A 17,221-nucleotide genomic window follows, 5' to 3' on the forward strand; every position below is an offset into this window, starting at 1 on the left:
TTAAAAAGAACGAAGCAACTTACCTAAAAACCCTCGCACGCCTCCTGCTTGGCGTGGCGGATGAAGACTAATTCCGGCAACTTTACCAGCAATCCACTGAATGCAACGGTACGCAGAACTTTCAGGGAACTTTATCCCTAAAGGTTCCTGCTGCATTACAGAGCGTCCAACGAGTGGGTCATCGTAAACCCAGCCCAGTAAGTTAATTGATCCTTCTAAGAACTTATTCACAACAGTATCTAACCGTTTAAATGTCGCCAGAGCATCCGTTTCAGTTCGCACCCGGTTAATCACTACATGGATTGTTGCATCGCCTGCTTCTTGCTTTAAGGACTTAAGTAAACCATACCCATCCGTTAACGAAGTTGGTTCTGGTGTTATCACCATAATAATATCATCTGCAGCCAGCAAAAAATTCATCACTGTATGTCCAAGACCTGCTCCTGTGTCGATTATCAGCAGATCAGCAATCTTTTCTAATCGCCCGAGATTAGCTATGACATTGGTTAGCCGGTCCCTTTCAATATTAGCAAGCTTTTGAACCCCAGAACCCCCTGGGATAATTTCTATTCCCCTCGGGGCAGATAAAAGAATTTGCTCAATAGTCTTTTCACCCGATAACAAATGCTCGATTGTATATCGTGCCGAAAGCCCAAAGGCAATATCAACGTTAGCTAGGCCTAAATCTCCATCAAGAATAACAATGCGTTGTCCTAATTCAGCCAAAGCAAGCGCTAAGTTGACTGTGAAACTGGTTTTACCCACGCCTCCTTTGCCGCTGGTTACTGCTATTACCCTCATTTTGTTTTGTTTGTTTTTATTACGAGAGACCAAATCACGTAATGCGCTCGCTTGGTCATGCATGGGGTATCTCATCCCCCATCACATAGTGTGCTAAACGGTACGGAGTCGCTGCCTCTATGTCATCAGGAACATTCTGACCGTTCGTTAGATAGGCAATGGGAAGTGTTGTCTGACCCAAAAGATTTAAAATAGACCCGGCACTGCCTGTCTCGTCCAATTTTGTGAAGATAAGATGAGTTGTTAAGTCTTCAAATCGTTTATAAATCTGCTGTTGATCTGCTGATTGCGTAGTAGCGCTCATGACCAGCATTGTGAAATCTGGTTGAGCCTTATCCAAAAACGCACGCAACTCATGCATATGGACATCATGATGAGGACTTCTTCCAGCAGTATCAATAAAAATTAACTCTTTATCTGCATGAAGAAGCAGCGCCTCACTTAGCCCTGTAGGCGTCATGACAACTTCAACGGGCACTCCAATAATTTCCCCAAAGGTTTTAAGCTGCTCTACAGCGGCAACCCGGTAGGTATCTGCTGTTATCAAAGCAACCTTGCGTTTATCAACAATGCTAAACCCCGCCGCGAGCTTACCAATCGTCGTTGTTTTCCCTACTCCCGTAGGTCCAATTAAGGCAACAATTCTAGGCTTGTCAAGCCCAGGTTGAATAAGTCCGATCTGTCCGCATATTTGACGGATATTAGCTTCAATCCGAGTGTAGACCTGAGAATCGTCAAGCCATTTTTCTGGTGACAAGGTTTGTTGTACGTGACTTAATAAACGGTTGACCAAGTTCTCACATATTCCTCTGTTCTGTAAATGGACAGCCCATTTTTCGAGGGCAGGCGGCCAAACGCTTTTTTCTTCTCCCACCCCTGCCATTTGCTTGTTCATTTGCTCAAGCAACAAACGCATGGACTTAATTTCCATTTGCAGCCCTTCTGACTGATCTTTAAGACCGGAGACATGACTAGCTATCGGTGGTTTTACTCTTTCCACATTATTCTCATAATTCGGGCTTGAAGTTTCCTGTGGAATTACAGGTTTTTCCTCAATGGCTGCCGTGATCTCAACCTTCTTGTTACCAAATAAACCGAAGAAACCTCCATCGCGAAATTCACGAGTTTGAAGGATAATTGCTTCGGATCCCAGTTCCCTTTTCACTTTTCCCATCGTTTCTGAGACATTTTCTCCTACAAATCGCCTAACTCGCAAGATCCATCCCCACCATTCCTACAGCTTGAACTTGTACTCCTTGGACTAATTCATTATACGAAAGCACCATGAGTTGAGGCAGTTGACGCTCGGTAACCCGCTTCAAATTAATTCTCACTAGCGGAGCACAAACTATTACGGGAGTTAACCCTTTAAGCACAACCTTTTCAACCTCGCGCGTAAGATTTTGCATAAGTACATGCAACACCTTCGGATCTAACGCTAAATAAGTTCCATATTCGGAGGGTTGAATGCTGTCAAGAATTTGCTGTTCAATTTGTGGATCTAAGGTTATTACAGGTAAATTCTTATCTTTTCCAAGCAACGGTTGCAAAATTTGCCGAGCTAAAGCCTGCCGCACATGTTCTGTCAACCGATCCAGATCTTTTGTGACACTTGCATAGTCTGCCAGATTTTCCAGAATCGACACCATATCCTTAATGGATACCCTCTCGCGAAGCAGGTTTGCAAGAACTTTCTGAACTTGACCAAGACTCAGCATGTCTGGAATCAACTCATCCACCACAGCAGGGGCAAGTTCCTTAGCATGATCAATAAGAGCTTTCACATCTTGACGGTTTAGTATCTCCCAAGCCTGAGTCTTAATTACTTCCGTAATATGAGTTGCAAGCACGGTGGGGGCATCAACCACCATCCACCCACTAAGCTCTGCTTGTTCCCGGTACATGGCATTAATCCATTTGGCATCGAGTCCGAAGGAAGGCTCCTTAGTCGGGGTACCTGGAATCTCACTGTCATCTGCACCCCCACTCATTGCCATGTAGTGATCCGCTAAAATTTCGCTGGTGGCAATTTCTGATCCCCGAATTTTTATAACATATTGATTAGGCTGTAAGTTCATATTGTCACGAACTCTAATAACCGGAACAATAAAGCCCAATTCACTGGCAATTTGGCGGCGAATCAGCACGATCCGATCGAGCAAATCCCCTCCTTGCTGAACATCGACTAAGGCGATAAGCGCGTAGCCCAGTTCAAGTTCCATATGGTCAACATGTAAGAGGTTTAGGACATTTTCCGGCTTCTTACTCTCTTCAATTTCTGTCTCTCGAGCTACAGCTGATTCCTTAACCACAGAAACTTTAGAGTTTCTTTGCAACATTACTCCCATACCAATTAAGGCAGCGGAAACTAAAAACAGCGGAAATTTAGGCAAACCGAGGAAAGCTAACATGCTCAATACCCCGGCAGTAATGAATAAAGCCTTAGGTTTTTTAAACAATTGTTTGACTAAATCTTCCCCTAAATTGCTATCCGATGCTGCCCTGGTGACGACTAGACCTGTGGCCGTAGAAATAAGGAGGGCCGGAATCTGAGAAACGAGTCCGTCCCCGATGGTCAACAAAGTATACTTGTGAAGGGCTTCCAAGAGAGGCATATCCTGCATCACAACCCCAGTGATAAACCCTCCGATAATATTAATAAATAGAATAATAATAGCGGCAATGGCATCCCCTTTAACAAACTTGGTTGACCCATCCATTGCACCATAAAAATCAGCTTCCTGTTGAATCGCCTTACGCCGATCCCGCGCCTGTTGCTCGTTAATCATTCCAGCATTGAGGTCAGCATCAATAGACATTTGTTTTCCTGGCATAGCGTCTAAGGTAAAGCGAGCAGCGACTTCCGAGACACGCTCAGCACCTTTAGTAATTACGATAAATTGGACGAGTACCAAAATTATAAAAATGATAAAACCTACAACCGCATCTCCTCTAATGACAAATTCTCCGAACTGCTGAATAATCTCACCAGCATGCCCGTCGAGGAGAATGAGACGAGTAGCAGAAATGTTCAAAGACAATCGGAATAAAGTCAGCGTCAACAAGAGCGAAGGCAACGCTGAGAATTCCAAAGGGTCCTGAGCAAAAACAGCGAGCATAAGGGTAAGAACCGAAGCCGTAATATTCAAAGTGATGAGAATATCCAGCAAACCCGCAGGCAAAGGAACAACCATCATGACCACGATGCTGACTAGCCCCAGTGCCGCTATAATATCTGTATTATTTAAAATCCGACTTTTAACCGACGTAGACATGAGGGTTCCTCCTTTCTTTACTCAATTTCTTAGCCTACTATGGCATGCACCCCTCATCCAATCGACCGTTTCTTTTTCTTTAACCGATAAACAAACGCCAACACCTCGGCAACAGCTTTATAAAGATCCGCCGGAATACCTTGCCCAATTTCCACCTGAGCATAGAGAGCACGGGCCAGCGGCTTGTTTTCCATAATCACAAGGTCATACTCTTTGGCTAACTCTCGTATGCGCAAAGCAACTTGATCTTGTCCTTTAGCGACAACAAAAGGTGCTTTCTGTACCTTTAAATCATAGCGAAGAGCAACAGCGAAGTGGGTTGGATTCGTGACAACGACATCTGCAGTTTTTAAATCTTGCATCATTCGACTCATAGCTAAAGCTCGTTGTCGTTTTTTAAGTTCACCTTTTAGTTCAGGGTTTCCTTCAGTTTGTTTGTATTCCTGTTTTAAGTCTTCATGAGACATACGTAAGTTCTTTTCATATTCCCACCGCTGATAGATGTAATCAAAAGCGGCTATCCCTAAGAAAGAGAGTGAAATATTCCAAGCAAGTTCCATCAAAGCCTGGCCTAAAAAAACGGCCCCTTGCTCCACACTCAGTTGCTGTAAAGCCGGATAGATATGCAACCGATCGCGAACACTCGCATATAAGAAATACCCAATTAACAACACTTTTAGCAAGGATTTTGTCAGTTCAACATAGGCCTTAACGCCAAACATCCGCTTCGCACCACTGATCGGACTTAAGCGAGAAATTTGAGGTTTCATAGACTCCCCAGTGAAAAGGACTCCTACCTGGATGTAATTAGAGATTAAGGCAATCACAAAACCCGTAAGCAAAATCGGCGCTAAGATTTGAACCCCTTGCCAAATAACATTAAGCATTAAACTTGCCACAGAGCCTTCAGTCCATTCTGAAGGAAGCCCTAGTACATAGGGGAAAAGGTACTCCATTCGGATAATCATAGCTGGAATCCAAAACTTGAGAAGAGCTACGAGACCCAGGAGCATCAAGGCAGAAATAACCTCTTGGCTCTTAAAAACCTGACCCTTTTTTCGCGCGTCTTGTTTACGCTTAGGCGTCGCGGGATGTTTTTTTTCACTCACTGCTTCCACCCCTGGTAAAGTTCTAAGACCCAAGACATATTGGTGTCAAATAATTTCGCTACAGACTCCCCGAAAAAGGGAAGCGAGAGAAACAAAATAACGAATCCGAAAACAATCTTAACTGGGAAAATAACTGAAAAAATATTCAGTTGAGGTACTGTCCTCGTCAAGAGCCCTACCCCTACATCTGATACTAGAAGGGCTCCAAAGATTGGCATTGCCAATTGTACCGCTAAAGCAAATACATGTCCGATAAGTTCGGCGTAAAAGAGATAGTTAGCGGGCAGATTGGACGGGTTTATAGGAATATAAGCATAGCTCTTAACCATAGCTGCAATAAGATAATGGTGAGAATTAGTTGCGAGCATAAGCATCGTAGCTAATATAATCTGAAAATTACCCATCATAGGACTTTGAACGCCATAGACAGGATCAATCGCAGCCCCCATGGTAAAACCCATTTGGAAATCAATCAGTTGTCCTGCCCCTTGTAAAATAGCCGTCAGTGAGTAGATTAAAAAACCGATGACCAGACCCACCAATATTTCCTTGACGACCACCGCAACATAAGGTAACAGCTCCAGTGGTATTGGGGGATTAGTTGCCTGTATCAAGGGATAGAGAATGACTGTAATACTGGCAGCTAATCCCAGTCTTACCATACTTGGAACTCCTCTGGCAGCGAAGACTGGAGCTAACATGATCATACCGGCCCAACGGCATAAAATCAGTATGAATAAAGAGAGATTCCATTGGAGCAGCAGAGCTAGACTCAATTTTCTCCCCCCCAAATTCGATGTTCGTGGTTCGATGTCTGCAGTTCATATTTGGGTTCCGAGGTTTAGGATTCATAGTTCATCGTCAGAAGTCCCAAGTCTAGAGTAATTCAATGCTCAAATTTTTAAACTCCAATATCGAGTTTACATCCCTCCGAAGGTTGCCAGCTGAGTTAACAAATTCGAAGTATATACTGTTAGAACCGAGAGCATCCACGGGCCTAACAAGAGCATAACAACAACCACTGCAAGTACTTTAGGAATAAAAGTAAGCGTCTGCTCCTGGATTTGGGTCATAGACTGAAAGATACTCACCAGAAGACCAACTAACAAAGCGACGCCAAGAATGGGCCCTCCCACGAGAAGCACGGCGCCCACTGCTTCCCTAGCCATATATAGCACTTGATTTTGGGTCATCGTCCTGTCTCCCCCATTTCTATTGGAAACTCGTCACCAATGATTCAACCACCAAATGCCACCCATCGACTAACACAAACAACAACAATTTAAACGGCAGGGAAATCATCATCGGGGGAAGCATCATCATCCCGATTGACATAAGAGTACTCGACACAATCATATCGATAACAATAAAAGGAATAAATATTGCGAATCCCATTTGAAAAGCCGTTTTTAATTCACTAATTACAAAGGCAGGAATTAGTACATAGGTGGGTACGTCTCTATAGGTTTTGGGTTGCTCCATCTTAGACAACCCTACAAAAAGTTCCAGATCTTTTTCCCGAGTCTGTCGAAACATAAAGATTCGGAGAGGTTCTTCCGCTCTCTCAATGGCCTCTGTCTGAGTAATCTGATTCTGCATATAGGGCTGTATAGCATTGGTATTAATCTCGTTCCAGGTTGGGGCCATAATAAAGAAGGTAAGAAAAAGGGATATGCCTACGAGCACTTGATTCGGGGGCAGTTGTTGAGTCCCCAGTGCATTTCTCACAAAGGACAGCACGATAATGATCCGAGTAAAGGAGGTCATCATCATCAGAATAGCCGGTGCTAATGACAGCACCGTTAAAAGCATTAAAATTTGCAATGAGGTACCGGTTTGTTCCGTGGCTGAGGTTCCCAGATCTAAGGTGATTCCCGCTGCCCAGGCAATTTTAGGGCTTGACAACATTCCTGCCCCCAGAGCCAAGCCAAAAGGCAATCCTGATGTGAAGAGTTTAATCAAACGCCCTGAAGAAGACATTATTTTTCAACCTCCTCAAGCAAACGTTGCAATTCATCAGAAAAGGGCTCTTTCTGCCTTAACGGCCTCCGCCATAGCTTTTGGACACTTTGCATCCATCCTTCTACTCGTTCCGTTGGACGCGTGGCAATCTCCTCCAGTATTTCGGAAGCAACCTGCGGATCATTAATTTCACTGATTTTCACCAAGTGGTGATCAGATCCGCCGAGGACCTGCAATTGACCAGCTATTTCTACAAGATAAAGGCTTTGCTGTCCACCTAAAACTTGTCGATCGATAACTCTTGCCCAGGGCGCATTCATACTCCTCATATTTACCTTATTAAGGCGTCGAAGTGTCCAAAGGGACACGAGCAAAATAATGAGGAAAACCAATAACGTTCCCAGAAGCCCCCACCATGAGAATACAGACTGTGAAACCTCTGGAGCAGTCACACTTGAAGTATACGGCTGGCCTTGGTCAAATGACATTTTATTTCAACGCCTTCATGACAGCCTCAACCACGCGTTCTGCTTGGAAGGGCTTAACAACGAAGTCTTTGGCACCGGACTGAATCGCTTCAATAACCATTGATTGTTGGCCCATAGCACTGCACATGATAATCCGAGCCTTTGCATCTATTTTGCGTATTTCTTTAACCGCCTGAAGCCCGTCCATTTCCGGCATAGTAATATCCATAATCGTCAGGTTTGGTTGCAAATCCTTATATTTCTCCACGGCCATGGCCCCATTTTCTGCTTCGCCAACCACGTCAAACCCATTTTTAGTCAATATGTCTTTTAGCATCATACGCATAAAGGCTGCATCATCAACAATCATTATTGTATCACTCATAACATTTCCTCCTTTATTTCAATGAATTCATTCGTTCCATTGGATGTATTATATCAGTAATTCGAATTCCAAAGGTCTCATTAACGACAACAACTTCGCATTTTGCGATTAATTTTCCGTTGACTATCATATCCACCGATTCTCCAGCCAAACGATCCAGTTCAACGACCGAACCAGGTCCCATATCCAGGATTTCCTTAATTGTCTTTTTGGCACGCCCAAGTTCCACGCTTATCTGCAAGGGAACATCAAGAATCAGGCTGAGGTTATCCGATTGTATCATCTGAGGGCCCGGTTGCAACGGTGCAAATTGTGCTGGTTGAACAGGGGTCTGCATTCTTCCTTGTGAACCGGACTGTGCCGTCCCATATTGAGGGTAGTCGGCGGGAGCCGAATAAGGTGGCGCTTCATACGCCGGCGGCGGGGATGACTGTGGAGCCTGATAAGTTGGGGGCGCAGGTTGTGCAGGGGCAGCCGGTTGTGAAGTCGGCTTTGCAGAAGCGCTATTCATAGCGCTCAATAACTTATCGACCATCCCTTTGGCTACACTTAGCGGGAGTATTTGAACAAGTGTACTATCGATAACATCTTCCACCACCATCCGAAAGGAGATCCTTACAAGAGGCTCATCCTGAGGCAAGAAGTCATGAATTACATCTTTCCCGTCTGCCATATCATTGAGTACTAAATTCGGAGGGGTTATATCAACCATTGCATTAAACATGGTCGACATGGAGGTGGCCGCTGACCCCATCATTTGGTTCATCGCCTCAGAAATCCCACTGATTTGAAGCTCTGAGAGCCCTGGTGCCGGGTTTTTTCCATCCCCCCCCATCATCAGATCTACAATCACTGAACCATCCTGTTGAGAAAGAATCAAGAGGTTAGAGCCTTCAATTCCAACCTTATACTTAACATCACAAATCACGGAAGGGATAGGGTAATCCTCGCGAATCTGTTCCGAAGTCGTTATATCGACTTTCGGTGTGGTGATATCCACTTTTTTGCCTAAGAGTTGAGATAATGTCGTAGCTGCGGTACCCATTGAAATGTTGGCAATTTCTCCGAGTGTGTCTCGTTCCATCTCATTGAGAAGATCATTTGATGATGACGGTAGCTCGGAACTGAATTCAGCCGGAGTCTCTAAGTCTGGGTCCGATGTTCCCCGGAGCAAAGCGTCAATCTCTTCTTGAGAAAGCATCCCACTACTCATTTTGTTCCCCTCCTTCCTTTACTATTTCCGTAATCTGGACCGCTAGATGTTCTCCATTCAGACCAGGAACGGATTTAAACTTCATAAACTCTCCTACATAAATTGGCAGTGATTCCTGAACGGATTGATTCAGTGGGATTACATCTCCTTTGGAAAGGTCCAGAAGTTCTCTGACGAGAATTTCCGAAGTCCCTAAAAATACGACCATTTCTACTTTTGCCCACTCAATTTTTTTGCGAATCGCTTGCACCTGTTCTGGAGAACTGACTTTTGCCTGTGATGAAAAGAGGAAAAACGTGCTTAATTTATCTAAAATGGGTTCGAGCACGAGATAGGGGATACATATATTAATCATCCCCACCGCATCACCAATCCTGACTTCCAGAGTTATGAGTACAATCATTTCGTTTGGAGCTACAATTTGCGTAAACTGAGGGTTTGATTCCATTGACAAAAACTGAGGTTTAAGCTCGTATACCTCTGCCCAAGCCTCTTCCGAGATTAAAATCATTTGACGCAGACGATTTTCAATAATTGTCTTTTCAATTTCAGTCAAATCTCGGTTCTTTTCAGCGCCTTCACCTTGCCCTCCCAAAAGTCGATCCACCACGGCAAAGGTGAGCGCCGGACTGACTTCCATTAAGACGGTCCCCTCCAAAGGGCTCAACGAATAGAGAGCTAAAACAGTGGGGTTTGGTAAAGAACGGATGAATTCGTCATAGGTTATTTGCTCAATTGAAAGGACGGCGCTTTCAACAACAGAATGCAAATTTCCAGAAAAAAAAGTAGTAAGCCCTCTGCAATAATTCTCATGAATGTTATGGAGGGAGTGAATCTGATCCTTGGAAAACTTATTCGGACGTTTAAAATCGTACACTCGAATCCGCTTTTGAGTCTTGGTTGTCTTCATTTCCTCTACATCGACTTGTCCATCGGACAGCGCGTTGAGTAAAGCATCAATTTCACTTTGGGACAAAACGTCTCCCATCAAATCCCCCCTCTCTTTATCGTGGTTCGTGGTTCGATATTCGTGTTTCGAACTTCACACTCAATTCTAGGGCATCAGAATCAATATTTCGGTATTAGAACTACAAACCATGCACATCAAACCCCGTTATTGGTAAACCATAGAAATAAATAGCACATCCGTAATGTTATCATCCGCTACCTCGTTGAGTTGGTTCACTAACTCTTCTCTCAGTCTTTCACGAGCAGCTGGAGTTTGCACATCGTTAAGGGACTTATTAGATAAGACTGTATTAACTCTGTCCTTCAGGAACGCATCCTCTTCCTTTAAACTAACTTCAGCCTTTTCGTCAATTACTTGAACTGTTATATTCGCCTTTAGAAAAGATCCCCCTTGCAAGTTAACAGTGAATTCGCCGATGGGCAGTAAAGGTCCGGATTTCTTGGAAGATTTCACATGCGATTTTTCACTGTCATCGGAAGTTTTGAAAATATACTTTTGTGCTCCAAGGGTTCCACCAACACCTAGTCCCAGGCTCAAAAGCACGGCAACTATCGTAATAACTAATGATTTTCGATTCATAAAATTGATCAATCCTCCACTTTGAAAATCTGGCAACGCCTGCGAAATTCGGCAATCCGTTCGATAAGGACCTCGATCGGTTCTGACACCACATATTTATTTCCACCCGTTAAGGTAATTACCGTATCCGGGGTTTTTTCCATAGTTTCAATCAGGTCGGAATTTAAAGTGAATGCTTTTCCATTTAATCGTGTCACATTAATCATAAATTCGCCCTTCCGTTAATTACACATTTATCAACTGTCGAAGTTCTGCCAAGCCAGTGAAGGACTTGTCCAGTTTCATCCAATATCTTTTGTTCCTTTTGTAACTCCAGCACGCGAAAGGCTGTAGCCTGTTTTTCCTTCAGCCGTTCATATTTCTCAACTTCACGGTGAGCTTCCAATAAGCACCGACGTGCGTTATCCATGACAAGTTCCTGCTCCTTCCGAATCGCTTCACATTGATCTAGTCGTCGTCTCTGTTCTAAAGCAAACACTTGGCAAATCCTAAGTTCTTCTGGCCGATGGCGTCCCGCATCTCTTTGACTTTCTTGGGCTTCATAATAACGCCCTTTTTGAGCCTCGAAGGCTAGAAGACAGGCTTGCCAACGCTTCATTTCCAGAGCATACTTCCGTTGAGCTGACTCTAATAATTGTTGAGCTATTTGAAGACTTGCGTCCAAGCGGAATCGAAATCTTGCCATCAGTTTCCACTCCTTTATCCAGAACCCCACTTTATCCACTATCCTCAAGTGAAGTAATTAGTATTGGGTCAGTGATCAACCTCACGTAAAAATCCCCTGTAATTGTTGAAGCATATCCTTGTATCTAATGTGTTCGTCTACGCTCTGTCGAGTAAAAGCCTGAATGCGGTCCATGTGGGCAATGGAAGCATCAATTTTAGGATTACTTCCAGGAGTATACGCCCCAATGTCAATCAAATCCTTGGCGTCACGATAGACTGCGATATGCTCGCGGACCTTACCGGCTAATTCCCGCTGTTCCATACTGATAACATCATTCATAACCCTGCTGACAGATTGTAAAATATCAATCGCTGGGAACTGATTTTGCATAGCTAACTCCCTAGTCAAAACAATGTGTCCGTCGAGAATTCCGCGGACTGAATCCGCAATCGGCTCATTATGGTCGTCCCCGTCTACCAGTACCGTATAAATTCCCGTAATACTGCCGACTTCCGCCATACCTGAACGTTCCAGCAGTTTCGGCAACAGAGCGAAGACAGAGGGAGGATATCCGCGAGTCGCTGGAGGTTCACCTACTGTGAGGCCTACCTCCCGTTGTGCCATAGCAAAACGGGTTACGGAATCCATCATAAGGAGCACATTTTCCCCTTTGTCCCTGAAATACTCAGCGATGGCTGTAGCAGTAAAGGCCGCTTTTAAACGCACTAAAGCAGGTTGATCAGATGTGGCCACAATAATGACGGATCGAGCTAAGCCCTCCGGACCCAAATCCTTCTCAATAAAGTCTCGCAGTTCTCGACCCCGTTCCCCAATCAAAGCAATAACGTTGATATCAGCCACTGTATTCCTTGCCATCATCCCCAGCAATGTACTCTTCCCCACCCCGGACCCGGCAAAAATCCCCATTCGTTGTCCACGGCCAATTGTTAAGATCCCATCGATTGTTCGAACACCGACACTCAGCGTGTCCATGATTCGAGGACGCAATAAAGCACTGGGTGGTTTATTTTGCAACGGGTAGGCCGTTTCGGTCTTTAGTGGGCGCCCATCCAGGGGATTTCCTAATCCGTCGAGAATTCGGCCAAGAAGTCCCAGTCCAACAGGTACGGTTAACTTCTGCCGTTGAGAAAGCACACAGTCTCCTGGTGCAATACCTTCGAGTTCTCCGAGAGGCATAAGCAAAGTGGTTGAATCCCGAAAACCAACGACTTCAGCCGGAAGTTCTCGCCCATCTCGCGTGATAATATGGCAATACTCACCCACACTGGCGCGAGGACCAGCTGCCTCCACCATCAGGCCGACAATCTTTGAGACCCTTCCTTGGGCCGAAATCGGTTCTGTCTGTTTCACCGTCTGGGTTAAGAGATTCCACGACCCCATGTTCGAGCTCCTCTCGCAAGGTATGTTCCAATTTATCTAATTGAGCTTCAAGCCGACCATCAAAAACACCTTCCTGGCACTCCAGGAAACAGTCTCCGGCAATCAAAGATTCATTGATCACCCAAGGACAGGGCAACTGATTTTCTTCAAGCCACTGGGCGTCATCAGGAGCCACATGGAGCCGCCATCCTTGGCGTTCAATAGGTAACAGAGTTAGAGCCTGGATAATGCCCACCACTAGTTGGGGTTCTACGGCTAATGTAGAACGGACAATGCGTTCGGCAATTTTAATGGCCAGATGAAGTAATTCCTTATCAACTTTTGAGTATTCCTCTTGAACAGCCCTTTGTGCTAACTGAAAGAGTCGATTTGCATTTTCTGTCAATCGTATTCCTTCAGCTTCTCCTGCTTGCTTTCCTTCAAGATACCCCTCTGCCTTGGCTGCCGGATAAATCTCAGATTGCGCATTATCCATAACTTCTTGGCGCAAACGATCGATTTCAGATTGAGCTTGCGCCAGAATCTCCTGCGAACCAACTTCAGCCTTCGTCAAAATCTCTTGAGCACTTACCTCAGCCTGAGTAAGGATTTTCTGTGCATCCGCTTCAGCTTCAGCTATAATCCTGGCAGCCTGCCCTCTAGCCTCTTCGAAATACTCTTCTGTTCGCTCCTCAGGGTTCTCCTTCTCAGCAGCTTCCCCCTCATCGCTGAGCAGAGAACTTTCGTAGTTCCGACGGTCTTCTTCAACTCTCAGAACTGCTAAACAAGCGGTCAACTGCTGAAACCCTACGAGGGACTCCACCATTCGCGGTGTCGATACCTCAACATTGTGACTTTTGACAATACGTGAGTTAATAGATGATTTCATCGCTACCTCCTCTGGAGATGACAATCGCACCACTTTCCTCAATCTTACGAATTACCTTAACAATGCGTTGCTGCGCCTCTTCTACATCACGCAACCGCACCGGGCCCATAAATTCCATGTCGTCTTTGAGCATCTGTCCTGCCCGTGAGGACATATTCGCCAGAATTTTCTGTGCCACTTCGGGATTCGATCCTTTCAAGGCCAGCCCTAAATCCTTAGTTTCCACTTCACGTAAGACCAACTGAATTCCGCGGTCGTCCAGCATAACAATATCTTCGAAGACAAACATCTGCCGCTTAATTTGTTCTGCTAAATCAGGATCGTCTATCTCCAGAGCATCCATGACGACTTTAACCGTTCCCGGATCCGTCCGATTAAGGACATCTACAATACTCTGAATACCACCCGACGCAGTATAATCAGTAGGAGCTAAACTAGAAATCTTTCGTTCTAGGACTTTCTCAATCTCTTTAAGCACTTCCGGACTCGTGCGACCCATAGTTGCTATGCGTTTCGCCACATCCGCCTGTCGATCTTGGCTAAGGCTGGCAAGCAATGTAGCCGCTTTATCTACTGGAAGGTGTGTCATGATAAGCGCGATCGTCTGGGGATGTTCACCTTGAATAAAGGAGAATAACTGCTTAGGATCTGTTCTGCGCACAAGGTCAAAGGGCCGCATCTTCAATGAAGTCGATAAACGACTGATAATATCGAATGCTCGAGTTTCCCCGAGGGCCCGTTCCAATACCTCGCGAGCGTACTCCAGTCCCCCCCTGGAAATGTAGTCATTAGCCATGCACATCTGATGAAATTCTTCTACGACATTATCCCTGTCTTCTGGTGACACTCTGCCGACATTAGCCATTTCCAGGGTCAACTGCTCTATTTCTCCATCTCCAAGATGTTTAATCACATTGGCTGAATTTTCCGGTCCCAAGGAAATCATAAGGATTGCTGCCTTTTGAATTCCAGTTAAAGCTTGCACCATCTACTTGTCCTCCGATAGCCATGTTTTCATAAGACGGGCGGCCTCATCCGAGTTATTACGTGTATAAAGTTCAACAGCCTCTTTAAGCTTTTGCTTCTGGATCTCATCCACCGATTTGGTTTGTTTCTGAGCTAATTTCTGCTTGGCCTCTTCCTCTGCTATCTGTTGCGCTAAGAGCATTTCGGCGTCAGCCTGAGATACAGGCTCCGAACCCCCTAACTCCAACAATTTGGCCGCCTTCGCTTTGTTTGAACGTCTTCGCAGATACACAAGCAAAAGTATTAAGCCAAGTAAGAGGGTGGCTCCAATTACTCCAAATATGACAAGTTGTTGCTGTTTTCGAGCGTTTTCCATTGCCAATATGTCATTCTGCAGATCTGTTTTATTAAAGGGAATTGCTTCAACTTGAATATCATCCCCCCGAGCTGCGTCTACTCCCGCAGCAGAGGCGACGATGGTTTTAATTTGGTTTAGTTGATCTTGAGTAACAGTGTCCGCATCCGCCATGACCGAGACAGAAAGACGTTTAACACTGCCCGGGCTAATCACTTGTTCCTCTTGTGTGGTATCTACCTGATAGTTTGTAGTATTTGTGTTTTTTGTGGAGGTCGAGTTTACATTCGTATTAACAGGATACGTTGGAGCCCCATTGGCAGGTAATCCAGGTGTCCCTCCAGCCGCCTCAGTACCATTCGTAGTCGTTTCATTAGAACTTTGATCACTCACCACTGCACCAGGACCGTTAATCTGCTTAATTATCTTCTTCTGATCAAAGTCTAAGACCGCACTTATTCGAACGACAGCTTTACCCGAGCCAAGCACACGATCCAGCATACTCTGGACTGATTTCCGAGTATCTTCTTCGACCGTTTGTTTGAGTTGATATTGGGTAACTGTCAGTTTTTCAGGATCATCGCTTTTTCTCAACATATCTGATACAACATTTCCGCCGGTGTCCACAATCGTCACATTCTCCGGTAACAGTCCTTCCACTGAGCCTGACAATAAATTAGCAATGGCGCGGACCTGATCTTCAACAAGGATCGTGTGAGGGACAAGTTTCAGAGTTACCGCTGCCGTAGCCGCTTTTTGACTTTCAATAAATAATGATTGCTCAGGCATCACGATATGCACGCGTGCCTCTTCCACACCACTCAGGGTCTTTAAAGTATTTTCTAATTCGTTCTGTAATCCGAGAACATAACGCAGTTTACGGTCAGAATCCGTCTCCCCCAGCCTCATTGTATCTAAATTGTCGAAGCTGAATTTGCTTTGCTGAGGAAGTCCTGCACTGGCAAGTTGTAAACGAATATCAGCAGATGTCTGTTGTGGGACCATAATTGTCGACCCATTATCGGCTAGCTTATAATCCGCCTTCATGTCTTGTAGTTTGGTCCTAATTGCCCCAGCATCAGTGTCGCTTAATTCAGTAAAAATCGGGATATACTGCGGGCGACCGGCCCATAAAATCAAATAAATCAACATTCCTGCGACCAAAAGGGGAGCCAACACCGTAATTATTTTCTGTGGGCTAGAAAGGTTACCCCAAAATGTCTTTATAGATTCTTTTATTCTTGCCCAAGAAAATTCCACCCTCGGCTCCTCCTTTCATCATTAGATGCGTGAAGCTCAATGCTCCTATACCCCCTAAAAAAGCAAAGCTCAATCGTATTTACTAATAATTGCTAATTGCTTCTCTCTTATATTTGCATGCGCATTATCTGGTTGTATGCATCTAAAACTTTATCCCGTGTTGCTACTGTTAGGGACAATGACAGATTTGCCTTTTCTAACGCTACCATCACTTCAGACAAGTCTTGAACTTGGCCTGTTGCCAGTGCCAGACTGGCTGAATCAGCCTTAGTTTGCAAGGCATCTACTTGGCTTAGAGCATCACTAAAAAACTTCGCGAAATCTGTGCTGGCTTTTTGAGCCCCGTCCCCAGTGCTGACAGTTTCCGGAGCAGTTTCAGGACCTGTCTGAGCGATAGGATTTATTACTCCAAGGGGCATAATAGGTGCTATCGGCAGAATACTCATCTAATTTTTACCCCTTTCCGATCTCCAATGCTCTGGAGGCCATTGACTTACTGACATTGAGTGCTGTTACGTTCGCTTCATAAGCTCGCGATGCAGATATCATATCCACCATTTCTGTGACGATATTTACGTTTGGCTGCCGAATATATCCTACTGGCAATCCCTCCTCAGCAACCCTAGCCGCATCCGGTGAATCGGGATTGTATTCTAACTTGAAGGGTTCTGTAATATCGTTATAAATCCCAGCTACTTGAACCCCATTGCCAATATTTTGACTGCCGAGAGTTTCCCCTAAAACTTTAGAAAACTGTGATTCCGAGGGGCGAGGAACGAACACAGCAACTTGTCTGCTATAAGGAATTTGATTACCCCCAGGGGTTAGTTCTCCGGTACGAGTCGTATTAATATTGGCGATATTGTTAGCCGTTAAATCCATACGTAAACGCTGGGCGGTTAAACCCGAGGCACTAATATCCATTGCTCCAAAAAGACCCATT

At 44.9% G+C, this 17,221-nt stretch carries 20 protein-coding genes; all 20 read right to left on the reverse strand.

Going from position 1 to position 17,221, the window contains the following annotated elements:
* A complete protein-coding gene (locus BUB11_RS05250; protein WP_073028388.1) occupies window positions 1–864 on the reverse strand; it encodes a MinD/ParA family protein in 864 nt (287 codons plus the stop codon).
* Complete coding sequence (gene flhF, locus BUB11_RS05255) at window positions 857–2,017, reverse strand: flagellar biosynthesis GTPase FlhF (RefSeq protein ID WP_073028389.1); 1,161 nt, start codon at window positions 2,015–2,017, stop codon at window positions 857–859. The genes BUB11_RS05250 and flhF overlap by 8 nt, the downstream gene beginning before the upstream one ends.
* Complete coding sequence (gene flhA, locus BUB11_RS05260) at window positions 2,007–4,076, reverse strand: flagellar biosynthesis protein FlhA (protein WP_073028390.1); 2,070 nt, start codon at window positions 4,074–4,076, stop codon at window positions 2,007–2,009. The genes flhF and flhA overlap by 11 nt, the downstream gene beginning before the upstream one ends.
* Window positions 4,077–4,129: 53 nt before the next feature.
* The gene (gene flhB / locus BUB11_RS05265; protein WP_073028391.1) at window positions 4,130–5,185 is read right to left on the reverse strand and encodes a flagellar biosynthesis protein FlhB; all 1,056 of its coding nucleotides are present in this window, start codon (window positions 5,183–5,185) and stop codon (window positions 4,130–4,132) included.
* Window positions 5,182–5,961 carry a flagellar biosynthetic protein FliR gene (gene fliR, locus BUB11_RS05270; RefSeq protein ID WP_073028392.1) on the reverse strand — a complete coding sequence of 260 codons (780 nt, stop codon included), beginning with the start codon at window positions 5,959–5,961 and terminating at the stop codon, window positions 5,182–5,184. The genes flhB and fliR overlap by 4 nt, the downstream gene beginning before the upstream one ends.
* A gap of 144 nt (window positions 5,962–6,105) precedes the next feature.
* Window positions 6,106–6,378, reverse strand: a complete 273-nt coding sequence (gene fliQ, locus BUB11_RS05275; RefSeq protein WP_073028393.1) for a flagellar biosynthesis protein FliQ — start codon at window positions 6,376–6,378, stop codon at window positions 6,106–6,108.
* Window positions 6,379–6,397: 19 nt separating this feature from the next.
* Window positions 6,398–7,165, reverse strand: a complete 768-nt coding sequence (gene fliP / locus BUB11_RS05280) for a flagellar type III secretion system pore protein FliP (protein WP_073028394.1) — start codon at window positions 7,163–7,165, stop codon at window positions 6,398–6,400.
* A complete protein-coding gene (locus BUB11_RS05285; RefSeq protein WP_073028395.1) occupies window positions 7,165–7,635 on the reverse strand; it encodes a flagellar biosynthetic protein FliO in 471 nt (156 codons plus the stop codon). The genes fliP and BUB11_RS05285 overlap by 1 nt, the downstream gene beginning before the upstream one ends.
* 1 nt (window position 7,636) lies before the next feature.
* Entirely contained in the window at window positions 7,637–7,999 is a 363-nt protein-coding gene (locus tag BUB11_RS05290; RefSeq protein WP_073028396.1) for a response regulator, read from the reverse strand.
* Between the two features lie 13 nt (window positions 8,000–8,012).
* On the reverse strand, window positions 8,013–9,212 hold the full coding sequence (gene fliY / locus BUB11_RS05295; protein ID WP_073028397.1) for a flagellar motor switch phosphatase FliY: 1,200 nt from the start codon (window positions 9,210–9,212) through the stop codon (window positions 8,013–8,015).
* Complete coding sequence (gene fliM / locus BUB11_RS05300; RefSeq protein ID WP_073028398.1) at window positions 9,205–10,200, reverse strand: flagellar motor switch protein FliM; 996 nt, start codon at window positions 10,198–10,200, stop codon at window positions 9,205–9,207. Before fliM ends, fliY begins: the two co-directional genes overlap by 8 nt.
* A 126-nt stretch (window positions 10,201–10,326) precedes the next feature.
* Entirely contained in the window at window positions 10,327–10,761 is a 435-nt protein-coding gene (locus BUB11_RS05305; protein ID WP_073028399.1) for a flagellar basal body-associated FliL family protein, read from the reverse strand.
* 8 nt (window positions 10,762–10,769) lie between these two features.
* On the reverse strand, window positions 10,770–10,967 hold the full coding sequence (locus tag BUB11_RS05310; protein ID WP_073028400.1) for a flagellar FlbD family protein: 198 nt from the start codon (window positions 10,965–10,967) through the stop codon (window positions 10,770–10,772).
* A complete protein-coding gene (locus BUB11_RS05315) occupies window positions 10,964–11,446 on the reverse strand; it encodes a flagellar export protein FliJ (protein WP_073028401.1) in 483 nt (160 codons plus the stop codon). The genes BUB11_RS05310 and BUB11_RS05315 overlap by 4 nt, the downstream gene beginning before the upstream one ends.
* A gap of 81 nt (window positions 11,447–11,527) precedes the next feature.
* Window positions 11,528–12,799 (reverse strand): flagellar protein export ATPase FliI, encoded by a 1,272-nt coding sequence (gene fliI, locus BUB11_RS05320; RefSeq protein WP_242947478.1) that lies wholly within the window; start codon window positions 12,797–12,799, stop codon window positions 11,528–11,530.
* Window positions 12,705–13,697, reverse strand: coding sequence for a FliH/SctL family protein (locus tag BUB11_RS05325; RefSeq protein ID WP_073028403.1), 993 nt, complete (start codon window positions 13,695–13,697; stop codon window positions 12,705–12,707). The genes fliI and BUB11_RS05325 overlap by 95 nt, the downstream gene beginning before the upstream one ends.
* Entirely contained in the window at window positions 13,681–14,685 is a 1,005-nt protein-coding gene (gene fliG, locus BUB11_RS05330; RefSeq protein ID WP_073028404.1) for a flagellar motor switch protein FliG, read from the reverse strand. The genes BUB11_RS05325 and fliG overlap by 17 nt, the downstream gene beginning before the upstream one ends.
* A complete protein-coding gene (fliF, locus tag BUB11_RS05335; protein ID WP_073028405.1) occupies window positions 14,686–16,278 on the reverse strand; it encodes a flagellar basal-body MS-ring/collar protein FliF in 1,593 nt (530 codons plus the stop codon).
* 107 nt (window positions 16,279–16,385) lie between these two features.
* Window positions 16,386–16,724 carry a flagellar hook-basal body complex protein FliE gene (gene fliE / locus BUB11_RS05340; protein WP_073028406.1) on the reverse strand — a complete coding sequence of 113 codons (339 nt, stop codon included), beginning with the start codon at window positions 16,722–16,724 and terminating at the stop codon, window positions 16,386–16,388.
* 7 nt (window positions 16,725–16,731) lie between these two features.
* The gene (gene flgC / locus BUB11_RS05345) at window positions 16,732–17,220 is read right to left on the reverse strand and encodes a flagellar basal body rod protein FlgC (RefSeq protein ID WP_073028407.1); all 489 of its coding nucleotides are present in this window, start codon (window positions 17,218–17,220) and stop codon (window positions 16,732–16,734) included.
* Between the last annotated feature and the right edge of the window lies 1 nt (window position 17,221).

The organism is Desulfosporosinus lacus DSM 15449 (genome assembly GCF_900129935.1).
GTDB classification, from domain to species: Bacteria; Bacillota; Desulfitobacteriia; order Desulfitobacteriales; family Desulfitobacteriaceae; genus Desulfosporosinus; species Desulfosporosinus lacus.